This window comes from Nonomuraea sp. NPDC052116 (assembly GCF_040680035.1).
Taxonomy (GTDB): Bacteria; Actinomycetota; Actinomycetes; order Streptosporangiales; family Streptosporangiaceae; genus Nonomuraea; species Nonomuraea angiospora_A.
In genome coordinates this window covers 217,811-234,138 of record NZ_JBFAWA010000015.1, presented here as the reverse complement: position 1 = coordinate 234,138, position 16,328 = coordinate 217,811, and the positions used below count along the sequence as shown (strand labels likewise).

General features: G+C 70.9%; 16 protein-coding genes and 2 riboswitches. Of the genes, 4 read left to right on the top strand and 12 right to left on the bottom strand.

All coding sequences use genetic code 11. The features are described from left to right. The first annotated feature begins 6 nt into the window (after positions 1-6). A complete protein-coding gene (locus AB0L65_RS28400; protein ID WP_364250981.1) occupies positions 7-555 on the top strand; it encodes a hypothetical protein in 549 nt (182 codons plus the stop codon). Between the two features lie 19 nt (positions 556-574). On the opposite strand, the gene AB0L65_RS28395 is transcribed toward AB0L65_RS28400, so the two are convergent. The 3 genes from AB0L65_RS28395 to gcvT all read right to left on the bottom strand — a co-directional run bounded on the left by AB0L65_RS28395 (position 575) and on the right by gcvT (position 3,582). Continuing rightward, on the bottom strand, positions 575-1,951 hold the full coding sequence (locus AB0L65_RS28395; RefSeq protein WP_364250978.1) for an L-serine ammonia-lyase: 1,377 nt from the start codon (positions 1,949-1,951) through the stop codon (positions 575-577). Between the two features lie 159 nt (positions 1,952-2,110). After that, complete coding sequence (gcvH, locus tag AB0L65_RS28390; RefSeq protein WP_364250975.1) at positions 2,111-2,500, bottom strand: glycine cleavage system protein GcvH; 390 nt, start codon at positions 2,498-2,500, stop codon at positions 2,111-2,113. After that, on the bottom strand, positions 2,497-3,582 hold the full coding sequence (gene gcvT, locus AB0L65_RS28385; protein ID WP_364250972.1) for a glycine cleavage system aminomethyltransferase GcvT: 1,086 nt from the start codon (positions 3,580-3,582) through the stop codon (positions 2,497-2,499). The genes gcvH and gcvT overlap by 4 nt, the downstream gene beginning before the upstream one ends. A 34-nt stretch (positions 3,583-3,616) precedes the next feature. Further along, positions 3,617-3,716, bottom strand: a riboswitch (glycine riboswitch). Between the two features lie 30 nt (positions 3,717-3,746). Further along, positions 3,747-3,844: riboswitch (glycine riboswitch) on the bottom strand. A 94-nt stretch (positions 3,845-3,938) separates the two neighbouring features. On the opposite strand from gcvT, the gene AB0L65_RS28380 reads away from it, so the two are divergent. Then, positions 3,939-4,769 carry a hypothetical protein gene (locus AB0L65_RS28380; protein ID WP_364250969.1) on the top strand — a complete coding sequence of 277 codons (831 nt, stop codon included), beginning with the start codon at positions 3,939-3,941 and terminating at the stop codon, positions 4,767-4,769. Here the strand turns inward: AB0L65_RS28380 and AB0L65_RS28375 are convergent. The 4 genes from AB0L65_RS28375 to AB0L65_RS28360 are packed head-to-tail and all read right to left on the bottom strand — an operon-like array spanning position 4,753 to position 8,986. Beyond that, complete coding sequence (locus AB0L65_RS28375) at positions 4,753-5,466, bottom strand: gamma-glutamyl-gamma-aminobutyrate hydrolase family protein (RefSeq protein ID WP_364250966.1); 714 nt, start codon at positions 5,464-5,466, stop codon at positions 4,753-4,755. The two genes, AB0L65_RS28380 and AB0L65_RS28375, sit on opposite strands and share 17 nt — an antisense overlap. A gap of 29 nt (positions 5,467-5,495) precedes the next feature. Further along, the gene (locus AB0L65_RS28370) at positions 5,496-6,260 is read right to left on the bottom strand and encodes a 3-oxoacyl-ACP reductase (protein ID WP_364250963.1); all 765 of its coding nucleotides are present in this window, start codon (positions 6,258-6,260) and stop codon (positions 5,496-5,498) included. 2 nt (positions 6,261-6,262) lie between these two features. Further along, positions 6,263-7,606, bottom strand: a complete 1,344-nt coding sequence (locus tag AB0L65_RS28365; protein WP_364250960.1) for an aldehyde dehydrogenase family protein — start codon at positions 7,604-7,606, stop codon at positions 6,263-6,265. 9 nt (positions 7,607-7,615) lie between these two features. Further along, the gene (locus AB0L65_RS28360; RefSeq protein ID WP_364250957.1) at positions 7,616-8,986 is read right to left on the bottom strand and encodes a glutamine synthetase family protein; all 1,371 of its coding nucleotides are present in this window, start codon (positions 8,984-8,986) and stop codon (positions 7,616-7,618) included. 124 nt (positions 8,987-9,110) lie between these two features. On the opposite strand from AB0L65_RS28360, the gene AB0L65_RS28355 reads away from it, so the two are divergent. After that, positions 9,111-9,815, top strand: coding sequence for an FCD domain-containing protein (locus AB0L65_RS28355; RefSeq protein ID WP_364250954.1), 705 nt, complete (start codon positions 9,111-9,113; stop codon positions 9,813-9,815). Positions 9,816-9,861: 46 nt separating this feature from the next. Further along, positions 9,862-10,617 carry a hypothetical protein gene (locus AB0L65_RS28350; RefSeq protein WP_364250951.1) on the top strand — a complete coding sequence of 252 codons (756 nt, stop codon included), beginning with the start codon at positions 9,862-9,864 and terminating at the stop codon, positions 10,615-10,617. 21 nt (positions 10,618-10,638) lie between these two features. Here the strand turns inward: AB0L65_RS28350 and AB0L65_RS28345 are convergent, their stop codons facing one another. The 5 genes from AB0L65_RS28345 to AB0L65_RS28325 all read right to left on the bottom strand — a co-directional run bounded on the left by AB0L65_RS28345 (position 10,639) and on the right by AB0L65_RS28325 (position 16,264). Beyond that, positions 10,639-11,439 (bottom strand): SGNH/GDSL hydrolase family protein, encoded by an 801-nt coding sequence (locus AB0L65_RS28345; RefSeq protein WP_364250948.1) that lies wholly within the window; start codon positions 11,437-11,439, stop codon positions 10,639-10,641. Further along, complete coding sequence (locus AB0L65_RS28340; RefSeq protein ID WP_364250945.1) at positions 11,436-12,008, bottom strand: PadR family transcriptional regulator; 573 nt, start codon at positions 12,006-12,008, stop codon at positions 11,436-11,438. The genes AB0L65_RS28345 and AB0L65_RS28340 overlap by 4 nt, the downstream gene beginning before the upstream one ends. Positions 12,009-12,067: 59 nt before the next feature. After that, positions 12,068-13,537, bottom strand: a complete 1,470-nt coding sequence (locus tag AB0L65_RS28335) for a sulfite exporter TauE/SafE family protein (RefSeq protein WP_364250942.1) — start codon at positions 13,535-13,537, stop codon at positions 12,068-12,070. After that, on the bottom strand, positions 13,534-14,733 hold the full coding sequence (locus AB0L65_RS28330) for a tetratricopeptide repeat protein (protein ID WP_364250939.1): 1,200 nt from the start codon (positions 14,731-14,733) through the stop codon (positions 13,534-13,536). The genes AB0L65_RS28335 and AB0L65_RS28330 overlap by 4 nt, the downstream gene beginning before the upstream one ends. Before the next feature lie 154 nt (positions 14,734-14,887). Next, positions 14,888-16,264, bottom strand: a complete 1,377-nt coding sequence (locus AB0L65_RS28325) for a DUF4331 domain-containing protein (RefSeq protein ID WP_364250936.1) — start codon at positions 16,262-16,264, stop codon at positions 14,888-14,890. Positions 16,265-16,328: the final 64 nt, after the last annotated feature.

Here is a 16,328-nt window from a genome sequence, read left to right as displayed (position 1 = left end):
GGCCTGATGCCCGAACGCACGGACGCGCAACGGACACCCCCGCGCGGCAAGGGGGCCGCGATGCGGCAGTACGCGGGCAACCGCGTCGGCCTGGCCATCGTGGGCGCCACGCTGCTGGGCCTGGGCATGTACGCCTGGCTCCGCGGCCACGGCCGCTTCTTCGACCTGCCCGCCACCGCCAAGGTCCTCCCGGCCCAGGCCCGCCGGGCGCTGGCCGACGAGCCCTGGCCCCTGTGGGTGCTGGCCCTGAGCTTCCTGCTCCTGTCGCTGGTCTCGCTCCGCTGGCTCCTGCTCAGCCTCGGCTGGGGCCGCCGCGGCGCCCGCAACGGCACGGGCACCGCGATGCTCTTCGTCGGGCTGAAGGGCGTGGAAGGGCTGGGCCGGTCGGCGGTGCGGGTCACCGAGAACGGCCTGCGCGTCACCCTGACGTGCCCGTCCACCGCGGACGTGGGCGCGGTGGTGAGCAAACTGGACCACGACATCGTCGGCAGGATCCGCCGCGAGGTCCGCGACGACGAGGCGAGCACCGTCGTCCGCCTGCACGTCCGCCGCTGACGCGGCCGTCAGGGTGAGGTCAGCACTCGATCACGTTGACGGCCAGGCCGCCGCGTGAGGTCTCCTTGTACTTGTCCAGCATGTCCCGCCCGGTGTCCCGCATCGTCTTGATGGCACGATCCAGCGGCACGAAGTGGCGGCCGTCGCCGCGCAGGGCGATCCGGGCGGCCGTGATGGCCTTGTTGGAGGCCACCGCGTTCCGCTCGATGCACGGGATCTGGACCAGGCCGCCGATCGGGTCGCAGGTCAGGCCCAGGTTGTGCTCGATGCCGATCTCGGCCGCGTTCTCGACCTGCTCGGGCGTGCCGCCGAGGGCCTCCGTGAGGCCGGCCGAGGCCATCGAGCAGGCGGAGCCGACCTCGCCCTGGCAGCCCACCTCGGCGCCCGAGATCGAGGCGTTCTCCTTGAACAGCACGCCGATCGCGCCCGCCGTCAGCAGGAAGCGGACCACGCCCTCCTCGTCCGCGTGCGGGACGAAGCGGGTGTAGTACGTCAGGACGGCCGGGATGATGCCGGCGGCGCCGTTGGTGGGGGCGGTGACGATGCGGCCCCCGGCGGCGTTCTCCTCGTTGACCGCCAGCGCGAACAGCGCGACCCAGTCCATGGCCTGCAGCGGGTCCTTCTCCGCCGGCTCCGACTGCAGGCGGCGGTGGAGCTGGTTGGCGCGGCGCTTGACCTTGAGACCGCCGGGCAGGACGCCCTCCTTGGAGATGCCCCGGCGCACGCACTCCGACATGACCGCCCAGAGCCGCAGCAGGCCCGAGCGGATCTCCTCCTCGGTGCGGCCGAACGCCTTCTCGTTCTCCAGCATCAGCGCGGAGATCGACAGGCCCGTGTTGGAGCAGTGCTTGAGCAGCTCCTCGCCCGTGGTGAACGGGTAGGGCAGGACGGTGTCGTCCGGCTTGATGCGGTCGGCGCCCGTGGCCTTCTCGTCGACGACGAAGCCGCCGCCCACCGAGAAGTAGACCTTCTCCTTGAGCTGCTCGCCGTCGGCGTCGTACGCGGTGAAGCGCATGCCGTTCGGGTGCTCGGGCAGCGAGATCTTGCGCTCGAAGACGAGGTGCTCGCCCACGACGAAGCGGATCTCGTGCGTCCCGTACAGCTTGACCGTGCCCGACTCGCGCATCTCGGCCAGGCGGCCGTCGATGGAGTCGACGTCGACGAGCTCGGGCTTCTCGCCGGACAGGCCGAGCAGGACCGCCTTGTCGCTGCCGTGGCCCTTGCCGGTCAGGCCGAGCGAGCCGTACAGGATGGCCTCGACCCGCGTGACCCGGGAGAGCAGCCCGTCGTCGTGCAGCCCGCGGGCGAACTTGTGCGCGGCCGCCATCGGGCCTCCCGTGTGGGAGCTCGACGGGCCGATGCCGATTTTGAAAAGGTCGAAGACGCTGATCGCCATTGCCTGATATTTTCTCGGTCGAAACGGGCAGGGCTTGTCCGTCGCCTACCTCAGCTGAGGGAAGCGAGAAGCCGCTCCTTTGAGGGAGCGGAGGAGTCACTGATGGCGCCTCTCATGAGCGCAGTGCCGGGGCCCGTCGCAGGGCCCCGGCGAAAAAGGTCAGGAATCGCCTGAGGTGAGTGCCTTGTACTCCTCGGCGGAGAGCACGTCCTCGGCGTCGCCCTCGACGCGCACCCGGAACATCCAGCCGTCGCCATACGGGTCACTGTTGACCAGGCTCGGGTCGTCGACCACGGCCTGGTTCACCTCGACGATCTCACCCCCGACGGGGGTGTAGATCTCGTTCACCGACTTGGTCGACTCCACCTCGCCGACGGATTCGCCCGGCTCGACGCTCGAGCCGACGTCGGGGAGCTGCACAAAGACGACGTCACCAAGAGATTCGGCGGCGAAGGCCGTGACGCCGATGGTCACGGTGAGGCCGTCGTCGAGGCCGGCCACCCACTCGTGCTCCTTGGTGTAGCCCAGGTCGTCAGGGATGTTGCTCACTTGTTCCTCCTGTAGAAGGGCAGCTCTACCAGGTCCATAGGTTCATGGCTGCCCCGGATGTCCACGGCCAGGCCTGACTCGGCCTCGGTGTCCACGTAGGCCATCGCGATGGGCCTGCCCAGGCTCTGGGAGGGCGCACCGCTGGTGACCTCGCCGACGACGGCGCCGTCTTTGGTGACCGGGTAGCCGTGGCGCGGCACCCGGCGTCCCCGCGCGACCAGGCCGACGAGCCGGCGCCGGGGCGGGTCGTCCTTGACCGCCTCGAGCGCCGACCGGCCGACGAAGTCGCCCGGCTTGTCGAATTTCACCACTCTGCCCAGCCCCGCGTCGAACGGGGTCAGCTCGACGCCCAGTTCGTTGCCGTAGAGCGGCATGCCGGCCTCGAGCCTGAGGGTGTCGCGGCTGGACAGGCCGGCGGGCTTGAGGCCGTGCGGCTCGCCCGCCGCCATGAGCGCGTGCCAGAGCGGCACCGCGTCCTGGTTGGCGACGAACAGCTCGAACCCGTCCTCGCCGGTGTAGCCGGTGCGGGCGATCAGCGCCTGCCGCCCGTCGACCAGGTCGGGCAGGCCCGCGTAGTACTTGAGCCCGTCGAGGTCGGCGTCGGTGAGCGTGGCGAGGATCTCCTGGGACCGAGGCCCCTGTACGGCGATCAGCGCGTACTGGTCCGACCGGTCCTCGACCAGCACGTCGTACGCCTTCGACCGCTCAATCAGCTCTTTTGCCACTTTTTCGTAGTTCGAGGCGTTTGCCACGACCATGAACTCGTCGTCGTCGAGCCGGTAGACGATGAGATCGTCGAGCACCCCGCCCCGCTCGTTGACGATCATCGTGTATCTGGCCCGCCCGGTCGCCAGCGCCGACAGGTGGCCGACCAGCGCGTAGTCGAGCGCCTGCCCGGCCTGCGGCCCGGTCAGGAAGATCTCGCCCATGTGGGAGAGGTCGAACAGCCCGGCCGCCTGGCGAACGGCGTTGTGCTCTGCGGACTCGCTCCCGTACCGGAGCGGCATGAGCCACCCGGCGAAGTCGGTGAGCGTGGCGCCGAGGCTCTCGTGAACGTCTCGTAGCGGTGTTGGTCGGGACATTTGTCGCACCTCTGGACAGGATTGGATGCCAGCATCCTCCCCCTCTGTCATCGATGCCTGAGAGCTTCGCCCGAGTTTTGCCGGACTTTCACCTTCGGCGAGGCCCCGCGGGCCTGCTTTCCAGAGGTCACCTCCGGACGGGAAACGTGGCAGATCTCCCGTCCGGCGTCCGCGCGGTCCTTTGCCTTGAGAGGTTTGCGGGGAGGGCTTGCTCCTTCAGGGACCCTGACCGGCTGCCAGGGCGCTCTCCCGCACGGTTTCGCCGGTGATGCCCGTCAGCCTAGTGCCGCGATGGGGTTGTTGTCGCGTTCTGATTGCTCATGAACCACTCCGGGGGGTGGTGACGTCGAAAGGATATGAATCGGCGAACGGCGACTTTCGGCCTGCTGGCCACCCTGGCCCTCGCGGGCTGCAGCGCGTCGGAGGCCGCGCCCCCGCCCCGTTACGAGGCCGGTGGGACGGTGCTCGAAGGCGGCGGGCACGGGCCGCAGCTGTGCCTGACGGTCATGACGTCGTTGCCGCCGCAGTGCAGCGGTCTTGACGTCGTCGGCTGGGACTGGAGCAAGGTGGATCACGAGTCGCAGGGCGGCGTGAAGTGGGGCGAATACCACGTCGTGGGCACCTGGGACGGCACCAGGCTGACGCTCACCGAGCCGCCGGGCGCGCCCCAGAAGGCGGCCCCCGCTCGCAAGGAGGACTTCACGAGCCCGTGCCCGGCGCCGGAGGGCGGCTGGCGGCCCGTCGATCCCGCCAAGGCCACCCAGCAGGCGCTGGACAAGGCGATGGCACGGGCCGGAACGGTCGAGGAGTTCGCGGGCGCCTGGCTCGACCAGAGCTACATGGACGGGCTCCCCGCGGAGTCGCCGGAGGCCAACGACCCGCTGCGGCTGGTGCTCAACCTGAAGTTCACCGGCGACCTGTCCGGCCGTGAGGCGTGGGTCCGCGAGGTGTGGGGCGGCGCGCTGTGCGTCAGCGGCGCGGCACGCAGCGAGAGCGAGTTGCAGGCGATCCAGCAGGAGGTCGAGGCCGAGTTGGGCGACCGTCTCGTCTCGGCGTCCTCCAGCGTGCTGCGCAACCAGGTGGAGGCGCAGGTCTGGGTGGCCACCGACGAGCAGCGCCGGGATCTCGACGCCAAGCACGGCGCCGGAGCCGTGGTGCTGAACGGCGTGCTCAAACAGGTGGGGTGAAAACGGGGCGGCAGGCCGCCACGAGCGCCTCGAAGAGGGCGCCGTCCTCGGCCGCCTCGGGGTGCCACTGCACGGCCACGGCGAAGGGGGCCGAGTCCAGCTCGACCGCCTCGATCGTGCCGTCACCGGCGGTGGCGGTGACCGTGAGGCCGTCCGCGAGCCGGTCGATGGCCTGGTGGTGGTAGTGGGGGACGGTCACGGGCTCCGTGCCCAGCGCCTTGGCCAGGCGGCTGCCGGGGACGGGCGTGACGGGCAGCGGGCCGAACCGGCCGGGAGCGGGGGAGTGGCCGGTGTGCCCCACGACGTCGGGGAGGTGCTGGTGGAGGGTGCCGCCGAGGGCGACGTTGAGCACCTGGAGGCCGCGGCAGATGCCGAGGTACGGCAGGCCGGCGTCGAGGGCCGCCGCGATCAGCCCAAACTCCGCCTCATCCCGAAATTTGCGGATATAGCCGGTTTGATCCCCAGGTTCCTGCCCGTACCGGGCCGGATCGACGTCCCCGCCACCGGCCAGGATCAGGCCGTCCAGGCGGCCGACGACCTGCGCGGGCTCGCCGGCCGGCGGCAGCACGATCGGCTGCCCGCCGGCGCGTACGACCTGCTCCACGTACATGTACGGCAGGAGCGCCACGGTCATGTCCCAGACCGTGAACTTCGCCGGCTCCACGTACGACGTGATGCCGATGACGGGACGCTGCACGATATGACCCCCGAGAAACCAGAACAGAGCTACAGCGGCGTGACGTAGGCGCCGGAGATGCCCCCGTCCACCAGGAACTCACTACCCGTGATGAACGACGCGTCGTCGCTGGCCAGGAACGCCACCGCCGCCGCGATCTCCGAGGCCTCGGCGAAGCGCCCGACGGGGATGTGCACCAGCCGCCGCTGCGCCCGCTCCGGGTCCTTGGCGAACAGCTCCTGCAGCAGCGGCGTGTTCACCGGCCCGGGGCACAGCGCGTTCACCCTGATGCCCTCCCGGGCGAACTGCACGCCCAGCTCGCGCGACATCGCCAGCACGCCGCCCTTGGACGCCGTGTACGAGATCTGCGAGGTCGCCGACCCCATGACGGCCACGAACGACGCGGTGTTGATGATCGAGCCCTTGCCCTGCCGCCGCATGTACGGGATGGCGTGCTTGCAGCAGAGGTAGACGCTGGTCAGGTTCACCTCCTGGACCCGGCGCCAGGCGTCGATGCCGGTCTCCAGGATCGAGTCGTCGTCGGGCGGCGAGATGCCGGCGTTGTTGAAGGCGATGTCCACGCTGCCGTAGGTGTCGAAGGCGGTCCGGAACATCCTGACGACGTCGTCCTCGTCGGTGACGTCGGCCTTGACGAAGAGGCCGCCGACCTCGTTCGCGGCCTTGACGCCGGCCTCCTCGTCGACGTCCACGCAGACGACCTTGGCGCCCTCCTCGGCGAGCCTGCGTGCCGTGGCCAGCCCGATGCCGCTGCCCGCGCCGGTGATGACGGCCACCCGATCCTGCAAACGCTGCACTTTCACTCCCAGGAGATGAAGACGTTCTTGGTCTCGGTGAACGCCGCCAGGGCGTCAGGGCCGAGCTCCCTGCCGAGACCGGACTGCTTGAAGCCGCCGAAGGGGGTCCAGTAGCGGACCGACGAGTGCGAGTTGACCGAGAGCGCGCCCGACTCGACGGCCCTGGCCACGCGTAGCGCCCGCCCGACGTCGCGGGTCCAGATGGAGCCGCTCAGGCCGTACGGGGTGTCGTTCGCGATGCGTACGGCCTCCGCCTCGTCCTCGAAGCGCACCACGGACATGACAGGACCGAAGATCTCCTCGGTGAAGGCCGGGTCGGTGAGCTCCGGCGTCAGCACGGTCGGCGGGAACCAGAAGCCCTTGCCCTCGGGGCAGGATCCTTGCAGGTAGGGGGTGCCCTGGACGAAGCCGCGGACCCGGTCGAGGTGTTCGGCGCTGATCAGCGGGCCCATCTCGGTGCCCTCGTCGAGCGGGTCGCCGACCGTGACGCCCCGCACGGCCGCCGTCAGGCGCTCCATGAACTCGTCGTACACCTCGGCCTGGACGAGGAGGCGGGAGCGGGCGCAGCAGTCCTGTCCCGAGTTGTCGAAGACCGCGTACGGCGCCGTCCTCGCGGCCCTGTCGAGGTCCGCGTCGGCGAAGACGATGTTGGCGGACTTGCCGCCCAGCTCCAGCGTGACCCGCTTGACCTGCCGGGCCGCCTTGGCGGCGATCTCCTTGCCCACCTCGGTCGAGCCGGTGAACACGATCTTCGCCACGCCGGGATGCTCGACGAGCCGGGCCCCCGCGACCTCCCCTGCCCCAGGCAGCACCTGGAGCACCCCCTCGGGGAGGCCCGCGGCGAGGGCCAGCTCCGCCAGCCTCAGCGCGGTCAGCGGGGTCCATTCGGCCGGCTTGACGATCACCGTGTTGCCGGCCGCGAGCGCCGGGGCCACACCCCAGGTCATGATCACCATGGGGAAGTTCCACGGCACGATGACGCCGACCACGCCCAGCGGCTCCTGGAACGTGATGTCCACGCCGCCCGGCACCGGGATCTGCTTGCCGTGGTTGCGCTCGGGGGCGCCGGCGTAGAAGTGCAGCACGTCGCGGACGTTGCCGGCCTCCCACCGGGCGTTCCCGATCGGGTGCCCGGAGTTGGCCAGCTCCAGCCGCGCCAGCTCCTCGCCGTGCTCGTCCACCAGGCCGGCGAACCTGCGCAGCAGCCGCGCCCGGTCCCCGGGCGACACCTCGCGCCAGGTCGCGTACGCGGCCCTGGCACGCTCCACCGCCCGGTCCACCTCGGCGGCGTCGGCCAGCTCGACGTCGGCGAGGACGGCCTCCGTCGCCGGATTAACGATCTTCATGTGCTTCTTTCACATCCGCTCGAAACCACGGAACAGCTCCCAATCCGTCACCGCCGCGTCGAACGCGGCCAGCTCCACGCGCGCGTTGTTCGCGTAGTGCTCGACCACGTCCTCGCCGAACGTCTCGCGGGCCAGCTTCGACCCCTCGAACAGCGCCAGCGCGTCCCGCAGCGTGTGGGGCACGCTCTCGGCGCCGGAGTCGTAGGCGTTGCCCTCGAACGCGCTCTCCAGCGGCAGCTCGTTGTCGATGCCGTGCAGCCCGGCCGCGATCAGCGCGGCCACCGCGAGGTACGGGTTGACGTCGCCGCCCGGCACCCGGTTCTCCACGCGCAGCGACGGGCCGTGGCCGACGAGCCGGAGCGAGCAGGTGCGGTTGTCCACGCCCCACTTGACGGCCGTGGGCGCGAAGCTGCCGGGGACGTAGCGCTTGTAGGAGTTGATGTTGGGGGCGTACAGGAGGGTGAGCTCGCGCAGGCAGGCGAGCTGCCCGGCGATGAAGCGGGCGCCGAGCGGGGAGAGCCCGTGCGGCCCGTCGCCCGCCATCACCGGATCCCCGTCGCCGCCGCGCAGCGAGATGTGGATGTGGCAGGAGTTGCCCTCGCGCTGGTTGGGCTTGGCCATGAAGGTGATCGACCTGCCCTCCTGGGCGGCGATCTCCTTCGCGCCGTTCTTGTAGATGACGTGGTGATCGCAGGTCCTGAGCGCCTCGTCGTAGCGGAAGGCGATCTCGTGCTGGCCCAGGTTGCACTCGCCCTTGGCGGACTCGACGTACAGGCCGGCGCCTTCCATGTTCTGGCGGATCCGCCGCAGCAGCGGCTCGATGCGGGCGGTGCCGAGCAGCGAATAGTCCACGTTGTAGAGGTTGGACGGTGACATGTCCCGGTAGCCGCGCTTCCAGGCGTCCTCGTAGCTGTCCTCGTAGACGATGAACTCCAGCTCGGTGCCCACGTACGCGGCCAGCCCCCGCTCGGCGAGGCGGGCGAGCTGCCTGCGCAGGATCTGCCGGGGCGAGGCGGTCACGTCGCCGCCGCCCTCCCAGGCGAGGTCGGCCATCAGCATGGCGGTCCCCTCGTGCCACGGCACCCTGCGCAGCGTCGCGAGGTCCGGCTTCATCACGAAGTCGCCGTAGCCCCGCTCCCATGACGACATCGCGTAGCCGCCGACGGTGTTCATGTCCACGTCGACGGCGAGCAGGTAGTTGCACCCCTCGGAGCCGTGGTGCAGCACCTCTTCGAGGAAATAGCGGGCGGACAGCCTCTTGCCCTGCAGCCTGCCCTGCATGTCGGCGATCGCGAGGAGCACGGTGTCGATGCGCCCGAGCGCCACCTCGTCGCGCAGCTCGCTGACGGAAAGGAACCCGGTGCTCGATCGCTCGCTCACGCTATCCCCGCTCCGATCTGGTCAGAGGCGCTTTCCCGTTGATTGGGCTAGTCTTAGACCATTGATGTGTACGCGGGATCCGTTGTCAAGACCTGAGGACACGTTGGACGAGTCGGCGCGTTTGATGACGGTGTTGCGCCCGGTGCGGGCCGGCAACGCCTTCGAGGAGACGGTGGAACGGCTGCTCCAGGCCATCAAGCTCGGTGTGGTCCCGCCCGGCGACAAGCTCCCGCCGGAGCGCGAGTTGGCAGTGCGGCTCGGCATCAGCCGGGTCACCCTGCGCGAGGCGATCCGCGCGCTGTCGGACGCGGGCTACCTCGACGTGCGGAGGGGCCGCTACGGGGGAGCCTTCGTCACGTACGTTCCCCCCAAACCGGACGCGGGCGAGCTGCGGCAGGTCGTGGCGGAGATGGGCAGCGACGACCTGTCGGACGCGCTCACGTTCCGCCTGGCGGTGGAGTGCGGGGCGGCCCAGGTGCTGGCCGCCTCCCGCCTCGCGGAGGACAGGCGGGAGGTGCTGCTCCGCCGGCTGTCGGAGCTGAACGAGGCCCCGATCGAGGACTACCGCCGCCTCGACACGGCCTTCCACCTGTCCATCGCCGAGCTGACCGGCTCCACCCTGCTCGCCACGGCGTGCGCGGACGCCCGCTCGCGGGTGAGCGACCTGCTGAACGTTATCCCCATGCTCCAGGTCAACCTCGATCATGCCGCGAGCCAGCACCAGGCCATCGTGGACGCCATCCTGGCCGGGGACCCGGACGGGGCCCGCCGGGCGGTCACCGAGCATCTGGAGGGCACAGCAGCCCTTTTGCGGGCCTTCCTCGCTTGACGGTCTAGAAGGTGCAGGGGCCCTCGTACCATCTCTTTCTAGAGTCATGGGGAACTGGTTCGAGCACAACATCGTCGCCACAGGACGGCTGCCGCTGTTCTGTTATTTCGTCACGCTCATCGTGGCGTTCATCGCCACGCGCATCAACGTCCGCCTGATCAGGGCGAAGATCGGCTGGTTCCGCAACCTGAACGTGGGCGAGATGCACATCCACCACATCGTGTTCGGCGTCGTGCTGATGCTGGTCGGCGGGGTCAGCGGGCTCATCGTGTCCTCCGCCTCGCAGGTCGGCTACGCCGTCGCGGCCTCCATCTTCGGCATCGGGTCGGCGCTCGTGCTGGACGAGTTCGCGCTGATCCTGCACCTGCACGACGTGTACTGGGAGGAGGAGGGGCGCACCTCGGTGGACGCGGTCTTCATCGCGATCGCCGTCACCGGCCTGCTCCTCATCGGCCTGCGCCCCCTGACCTGGGACTACGGCACCCTGGTCAACCCCGGCGCGCTCATCGTGGCCAACCTGGCGCTCGCCGTCGTCACCCTGCTCAAGGGCAAGATCTGGACGGGGATGGCCGGCCTGTTCGTGCCGCCGATGCTGGTGGTGGGCGCGATACGGCTGGCCCGCCCCGGCTCCCCGTGGGCCCGCTGGTTCTTCGCCCAGCGCTCGCCGCGCAAGATGGCCAAGGCCATCCACCGGGAGGAACGGTGGCGCCGGCCGGCGATCAGGGCCAAGATCGCCTTCCAGGAGTTCCTCTCAGGGCGTCACGATCTCCCTTCCACGCGCCGCGGCCGCCGGCACACCTGAGCCGGACGGCGGGGACATCGGCTACGACGACCCGGATGCGCCGGACATCGGCTGGCCTCCCGCGATCACCGGGGTGAGCAGCGGGCGTTTGGCGGTGCGGCCGTCGCCGGAGGACCGGCCGCGGAGTCGGCGGCCGATCCACGGGCCGGCGAAGGTGGCCAGCCAGCGCAGCTCCGTCGACGCCGCGCGCCAGGCGCCCGGGGCGGGCAGCGGCGTCAGGGGCGCCATCCACGTGTCGTTGCTGCCGGGCAGGTCCAGGGCGTGGGCGACGGCGGCGGCGAAGCGGGTGTGCCCGGCCGGGCTCGCGTGCAGCCGGTCGGCGCTCCACATCCGGGCGTCGGTGAAGTCGAGCGGGAACGTGTCCACCAGCGTGACCCCCGGGCGGGCGGCGGCGACGCGGACACGGGCGTTGAACTCGATCAGCCTGGGCCGGAGCGGGCGGGCCATCGGCGCGATCCTGGCGATGTCGGGGAAGGTCATGGTGACCACGTGCACGCCCTCGGCGGTCAGCCGGACGATCATGTCCTCCACGATGCCCGCCACCACGGCGGCGTCGAAGCCGGGGCGGATGATGTCGTTCATGCCCGCCATGACCGTGACCAGGTCGGGGCGCAGCGCCAGGGCGGCGGGCAGCTGCTCGGCCCGGATCTCGGCCGCCTGGCGGCCGCGGACCGCGAGGTTGGCGTAGAGCAGGTCCGGGTCGGCGGCGGCCAGGTGCTCGGCGAGGCGGTCGGCCCAGCCGCGGTGGCCGGTGACGTCGTCGCCGTCCCCGAGGCCCTCGGTCTGGCTGTCGCCGATGGCGACGTAACGCACGTAGGTCATGGCGTCCTCTCCACGTGGGCCGCGCGTCCGGTCAGGGTCCGGGCGGTCTCCAGGCACCAGTCGCGCATCTCGCGTTCCAGGCGGCAGCCGGCCAGGCAGGACAGGTAGGGGCCGACGTGCTCGCCCCGGCGCAGGAACGTCTCCTCGTCCAGGTCACCGCGTATGCGCAGGAGGGTCTGCTCGAAGAAGGCGAGCCTGACCGCGGCCTCCTCCGCCCGCTCCCGGAGCTGCTCGATCACGGGCCCCGGGTGGACGTGGTCCACGGCGTGCACCTTGACGGCGAGGTCGTCGCGGATGAGCAGGGGCTTGGGCGGGGTCGCGGCGAAGGCCGCCAGCTCGGCGGCCCCGGCCTCGGTGACCGTGAACACCCGCTTGTTGGGCCGGCCCGTCTGGACGACCTCCCGCCCCGCGATCAGCCCGTGGGCCTCCAGCTTGGTCAGCTCCGCGTAGAGCTGCTGAGGGGCGGCGTACCAGAAGTTGGAGACGCCGACGTCGAAGATCTTGGTGAGCTGGTAGCCGCTGTACTCGCCGCCGAGCAGAGCCGCCAGCACCGCATGCCTCAGAGCCATGAATAGTCATGTCCATGAGTAGTCATGGACATGACTATAAAGGCGTAGATGTACGGACGCTAGAGGGTGGCCACCGAGCGGAGGGCCAGGCCCGCGCCGAGCAGCACCACCATCGCGGCCGTGCCCACCGGGGCCAGACCCGAGAGCCTGGCGGCCAGGCGGCGGCCCGCCGAGGCGCGCTGTTCCAGGCGGTCCACCAGCTTGACCAGCAGCAGGCCGGTGGCGGTGAGGGTGGCGGCCATGCCGATGCCGTACGCGGTCACCAGCGCCACGCCGAACCAGGTGCGGCCGAGCGCGATGGCGCCGAGGAGCACGACGAGGGCCGACGGGCTGGGGACGAGCCCGCCCGCGATGCCGAGCCCCACCAGCCCTGCCCGTTTCGTCGCCTCCTCGCCGTCGTGCCCGTGCCCGTGCCCATGACCGTGCCCATGACCGTGGCCGTGTCCATGACCGTGGCCGTGGCTGTGCGGGGAGGTGCCGCGGCGGGCGTTCAGGAGGAGGCGGAAGCCGATGACGGCGATCAGCACGCCGCTGGCCACCCCCAGCCACGCCAGCACGGACTCGCCCGCCAGCGCCGTGAACGCGCTCAGCAGCAGCCCCACCACCAGCACCCCGACCGTGTGCGTGGCCGTCACCGTCGCGCCCACCACGAGCGCGTCGCGCGGTCGCCCACGCCGTCCGGCCAGGTACGCGGCCATGATGGTCTTGCCGTGCCCGGGGATCAGCGCGTGCCCGGCGCCCAGCACCACGGCCAGCCCGACGGCCAGCAGCCCGAGCGGGAGCGTCAGCGAGTCGGAGCCGATCAGCCCGGCGAACGTCCGGTCCAGGGCGGCCAGCGCGTCCCCGATCGGCCCGCCGATGCCGATCCCGCCGGACACGGTGCCGCCGGGAGCGCCGGAGCCGCCCTGGCCGGGCAGGCCCGCGCCGGGCGCGACGGTCATCGTCGCGGTGCGCTGGTCGAGCGGATTCGCCAGCAGGTCCTCGGGGTACGCGTGCAGCTCCTTGCTCACGCTCACCGCCGGCACCGACGAGCGGACCAGGCGCACCCCGTCGCCCACCGCCGTGATCTCCCGCCAGCCGATCCTGTCCTGCTCGAACCCGTCGGCGAACTCCACGGCCCCCGATGCGCGGACTTCGGCCACGAGCCGGCAGGTCAGCCGGCTGGTCTGGAGGCCTCCTTGGCCGGGGGCGTAGGCGAAGGCGGAGCCGGCCACCCGCCACGGCACCGTCCGGCCCGCCGCCGTGAGCCGCTGGGCGGCGGCCAGCGCGCCGCAGCGGCGGGTCGCGTACGAGGCGTCCACCTGCGGCTTGGCCTGCAGCGTGGGCAGTTCGGCCGCGTCCACGACGGCGAGGTTGCGCACGTCGGAGGGCGAGATCCGCAGCCCGTTGTAGTGGTTGACGGTGAAGTTGCCCAGCGGGTGCATCGCCACGGGCGCGGCCTTGGCCGCGGCGACCAGGACGACGCTCAGGCCCAGCGACAGCACCAGGCCCATCGCGACGGACAGCAGGCCGAGCCGGATGACTCTCATGAGAACCTCGCCAGTGCGGACAGTGTCGGGTCGAAGCCGGCGTCCACCTTGACGGACCGGCCCAGCGCCTGCTCGATCTTGGCGCGGTGGTACTTCAGCAGCGGGTTCTGCCAGCCGGTCGCCGTGGCCTTCTTGGCGTACGGCAGCGCCTCGGCCGGCTTGCCCGCCTTGAACAGGGCCCAGGCGAGGGCGTCGGCGGCGACCAGGTTCGGGTTGCGCGCGTACTCGGCCCTGGCGTGCTCGACCGCCAGCGCCGGGTCCCCGTGGTCGGCCTCGAACTCGGCCCAGGTCAGGTCGTCACGCACGCCCGCGGCCTGGAACAGCCTGCGCTGCGCCTTCAGCAGGGTCCAGTCGGCGGGCCGGCCCGCCTTGATCTGGGTCTCGCCCTGCTCGATCAGGTATTGGGGGAGCGGGAGGCGTTCGACGACGCTCTGGTAGAGGCCGAGCGCCTCGGTCAGCCGGCCGCTCAGCGCGGCGGTCCTGGCCTGGCCCGCGAGCGCCGGGGTGTAGCCGGGGTAGGCCTGCAGGGCTTTGGCGTACCAGCCGGCCGCCGTGGCCAGGTCGCCGGAGTGGAGGGCCAGCTCGCCCAGGTAGTAGCGGGCGTAGGCGAGGTCGGCCGGCTGCCATGCGTCGTTCTGCGCCATTTCGAGGTACTTGCGGGCTCCGGCCCGGTCGCCGCGCAGTTCGGCCGCGTACGAGGCGCGGGCGAAGGCCGCCACCCCGGGGCGCAGGCCCAGCATCTCGTCCACGGCCCGCCGCGCCCCGCGCAGGTCCCCGAGCTGGGTCCGCGCGTCGGCCAGCACGCCGTAGGCCGGGGCGCCGTACGGGTTGACGTCGATCGCGCGCTCGGCCAGCCGCACCGCCTCGGCGAAGTCGTGGCGTCCGGCGGCCAGCGTCGCCTGGCCGGTGAGCACCGCGTCGTCCTCGGCCCTCAGCTTGGCGGCCGTGGTGATCGCGCCTTCCGCCTTCGTGTAGTACGACGGGTCGCCGGTGATCCTGGCCTGGTCGACGTACTGGGTGGCGAGCTGGGCCCAGCCGCGGTAGTCGCCCGGCAGGCGCTTGAGCCGATCCTGCAGCGTCTCGGTGAACGGCTTGTCCGCCACCGGCCCCGGCGCGGGCGCCGCCGAGAACGAGAGGATCGTGAAGGTCATGGCCCCGATGAGGGCAAGCCCGGCGAATATCACGAAGGCACGCATGTCCAAGGCTCCAGGGTGCTGGGGAGTTGGCCGGCCGGCCGTGACGGGGAGCACGGCCGGCCGGCCTCATGTCGGCGGCAGACGGTGGGAGAAGGGTGGTCTGCCGCCGGGGGCTGACCGGCCCGCTTGGAGAGGGAGCAGGCCGGTCGGGGAGTCAGCGCTGGTTCACCGCGACGTTGCTGGGCAGCGGGATGTACGGGAACGACTGGAGGATCGGCTTGTCGTTCCTGTCCACCTTGTCCGTCAGCCCGGGCACGAGCTTGCCGGTCACCGCGGCGCCGGCCACGGCCTGCAGCTCGATGTCCACGACGTCGTCGATGAGACGGCGGCCGTTCGGGAACCCCTGGAGGTCACCGGCCAGCACGCCGAGGCGGTTCGGGTCCTTCGCGGGCGGGATCGCCATGTTCAGCCGCAGCATCTCGGAGGGGCGCAGCTTGCCCGCGTCCTTGTTGAGCACCTGCGAGTTCAGGTCGGCCTTGATCGGGCCGTTCTGCTTGGCGATGCCGGTCAGGAAGATCTCGACCAGGTCGTTGCGCGGGGTCGCGGGGGCCTTGATGCCGTAGATGGCCTCCAGCAGCCTGGCCACCTCGGGGTCGATGACCCGCTTGACCAGCGGCGCCACATCGGCGTCCTTCTCCGGGGGCAGGGCGTTGAAGGCGTCCTTGAGCCCGGCGGGCGAGACGACCTCGTTCACCAGCGGGTTGCACAGGCGCGAGACCTGCACGTACCTGCTGCCGTTGAACTTGTCGGTGGTCGAGCAGACGCCGATCACCGGGTTGCGCTTGACGTCGCCCTTGAGCGCCAGCTCGGAGGAGGGCACCTGGAGGGCCACGCTGTTCACGTTGTAGCCCCGGGTGGTGTCCTGGCCGACCTCGGACAGGTTGCCGCCGTAGAGCAGGTCGAACACGCGCAGGTCCAGGAAGAACGCCTCGTCGGCCTGGCCGGCGAACGACTTGCCGCCGCCGGGCAGGCTCTTGATGGACTGGGCGCGCAGGGTGCCGTAGTCGGGCATCGAGGCCGGGCCGACGTTGCTCGGCGCGACGATGCCGTCGCTGACCAGCGTCCGGGTGCCGCTGGGAGTGATCTTCCTGAGGGTGTAGCGCTGGCGGAAGAGCAGGTTCGGGTCGTCGAGCGAGGTGACGGGGCCGTTGTTGTACAGGAACGTGGTGTTGCCGCGCTTGTCCTCGTTGCGGAACGTCCACTCGTACGTGATGTCGGGCCTGGCGTCGCCGTCGTTGTCGATCTTTATGTTGTAGCGGGACTTGGTGGCGAACGGGTAGAAGTTCGGGCCGCCGTGGGGCTCCTCGAACGGGATCCAGTTGGCCAGCAGGGTCACCGTGTCGGCCTTGTCAGGGCTCACGAACGCGTACACGTCCGTGTTGTCGTGCTGGGGGTCGCCCGCGATCATGGGAGCCTCGCGGTGCGAGGAAGCGATGCCGGAGTCGGTGCGGAGCACGGCCAACGACGACGCGGCGACAGCTGCGGCGAGGCCAAGTCCGACTAGAGCGCGCCGGTTGATCCGGAGCTCCATTTTCGGTCCTTTCGGAAGGGCTGATCGTTTACTGCGAGGTTCCGGCCGGGTTCCTCGACGCCCT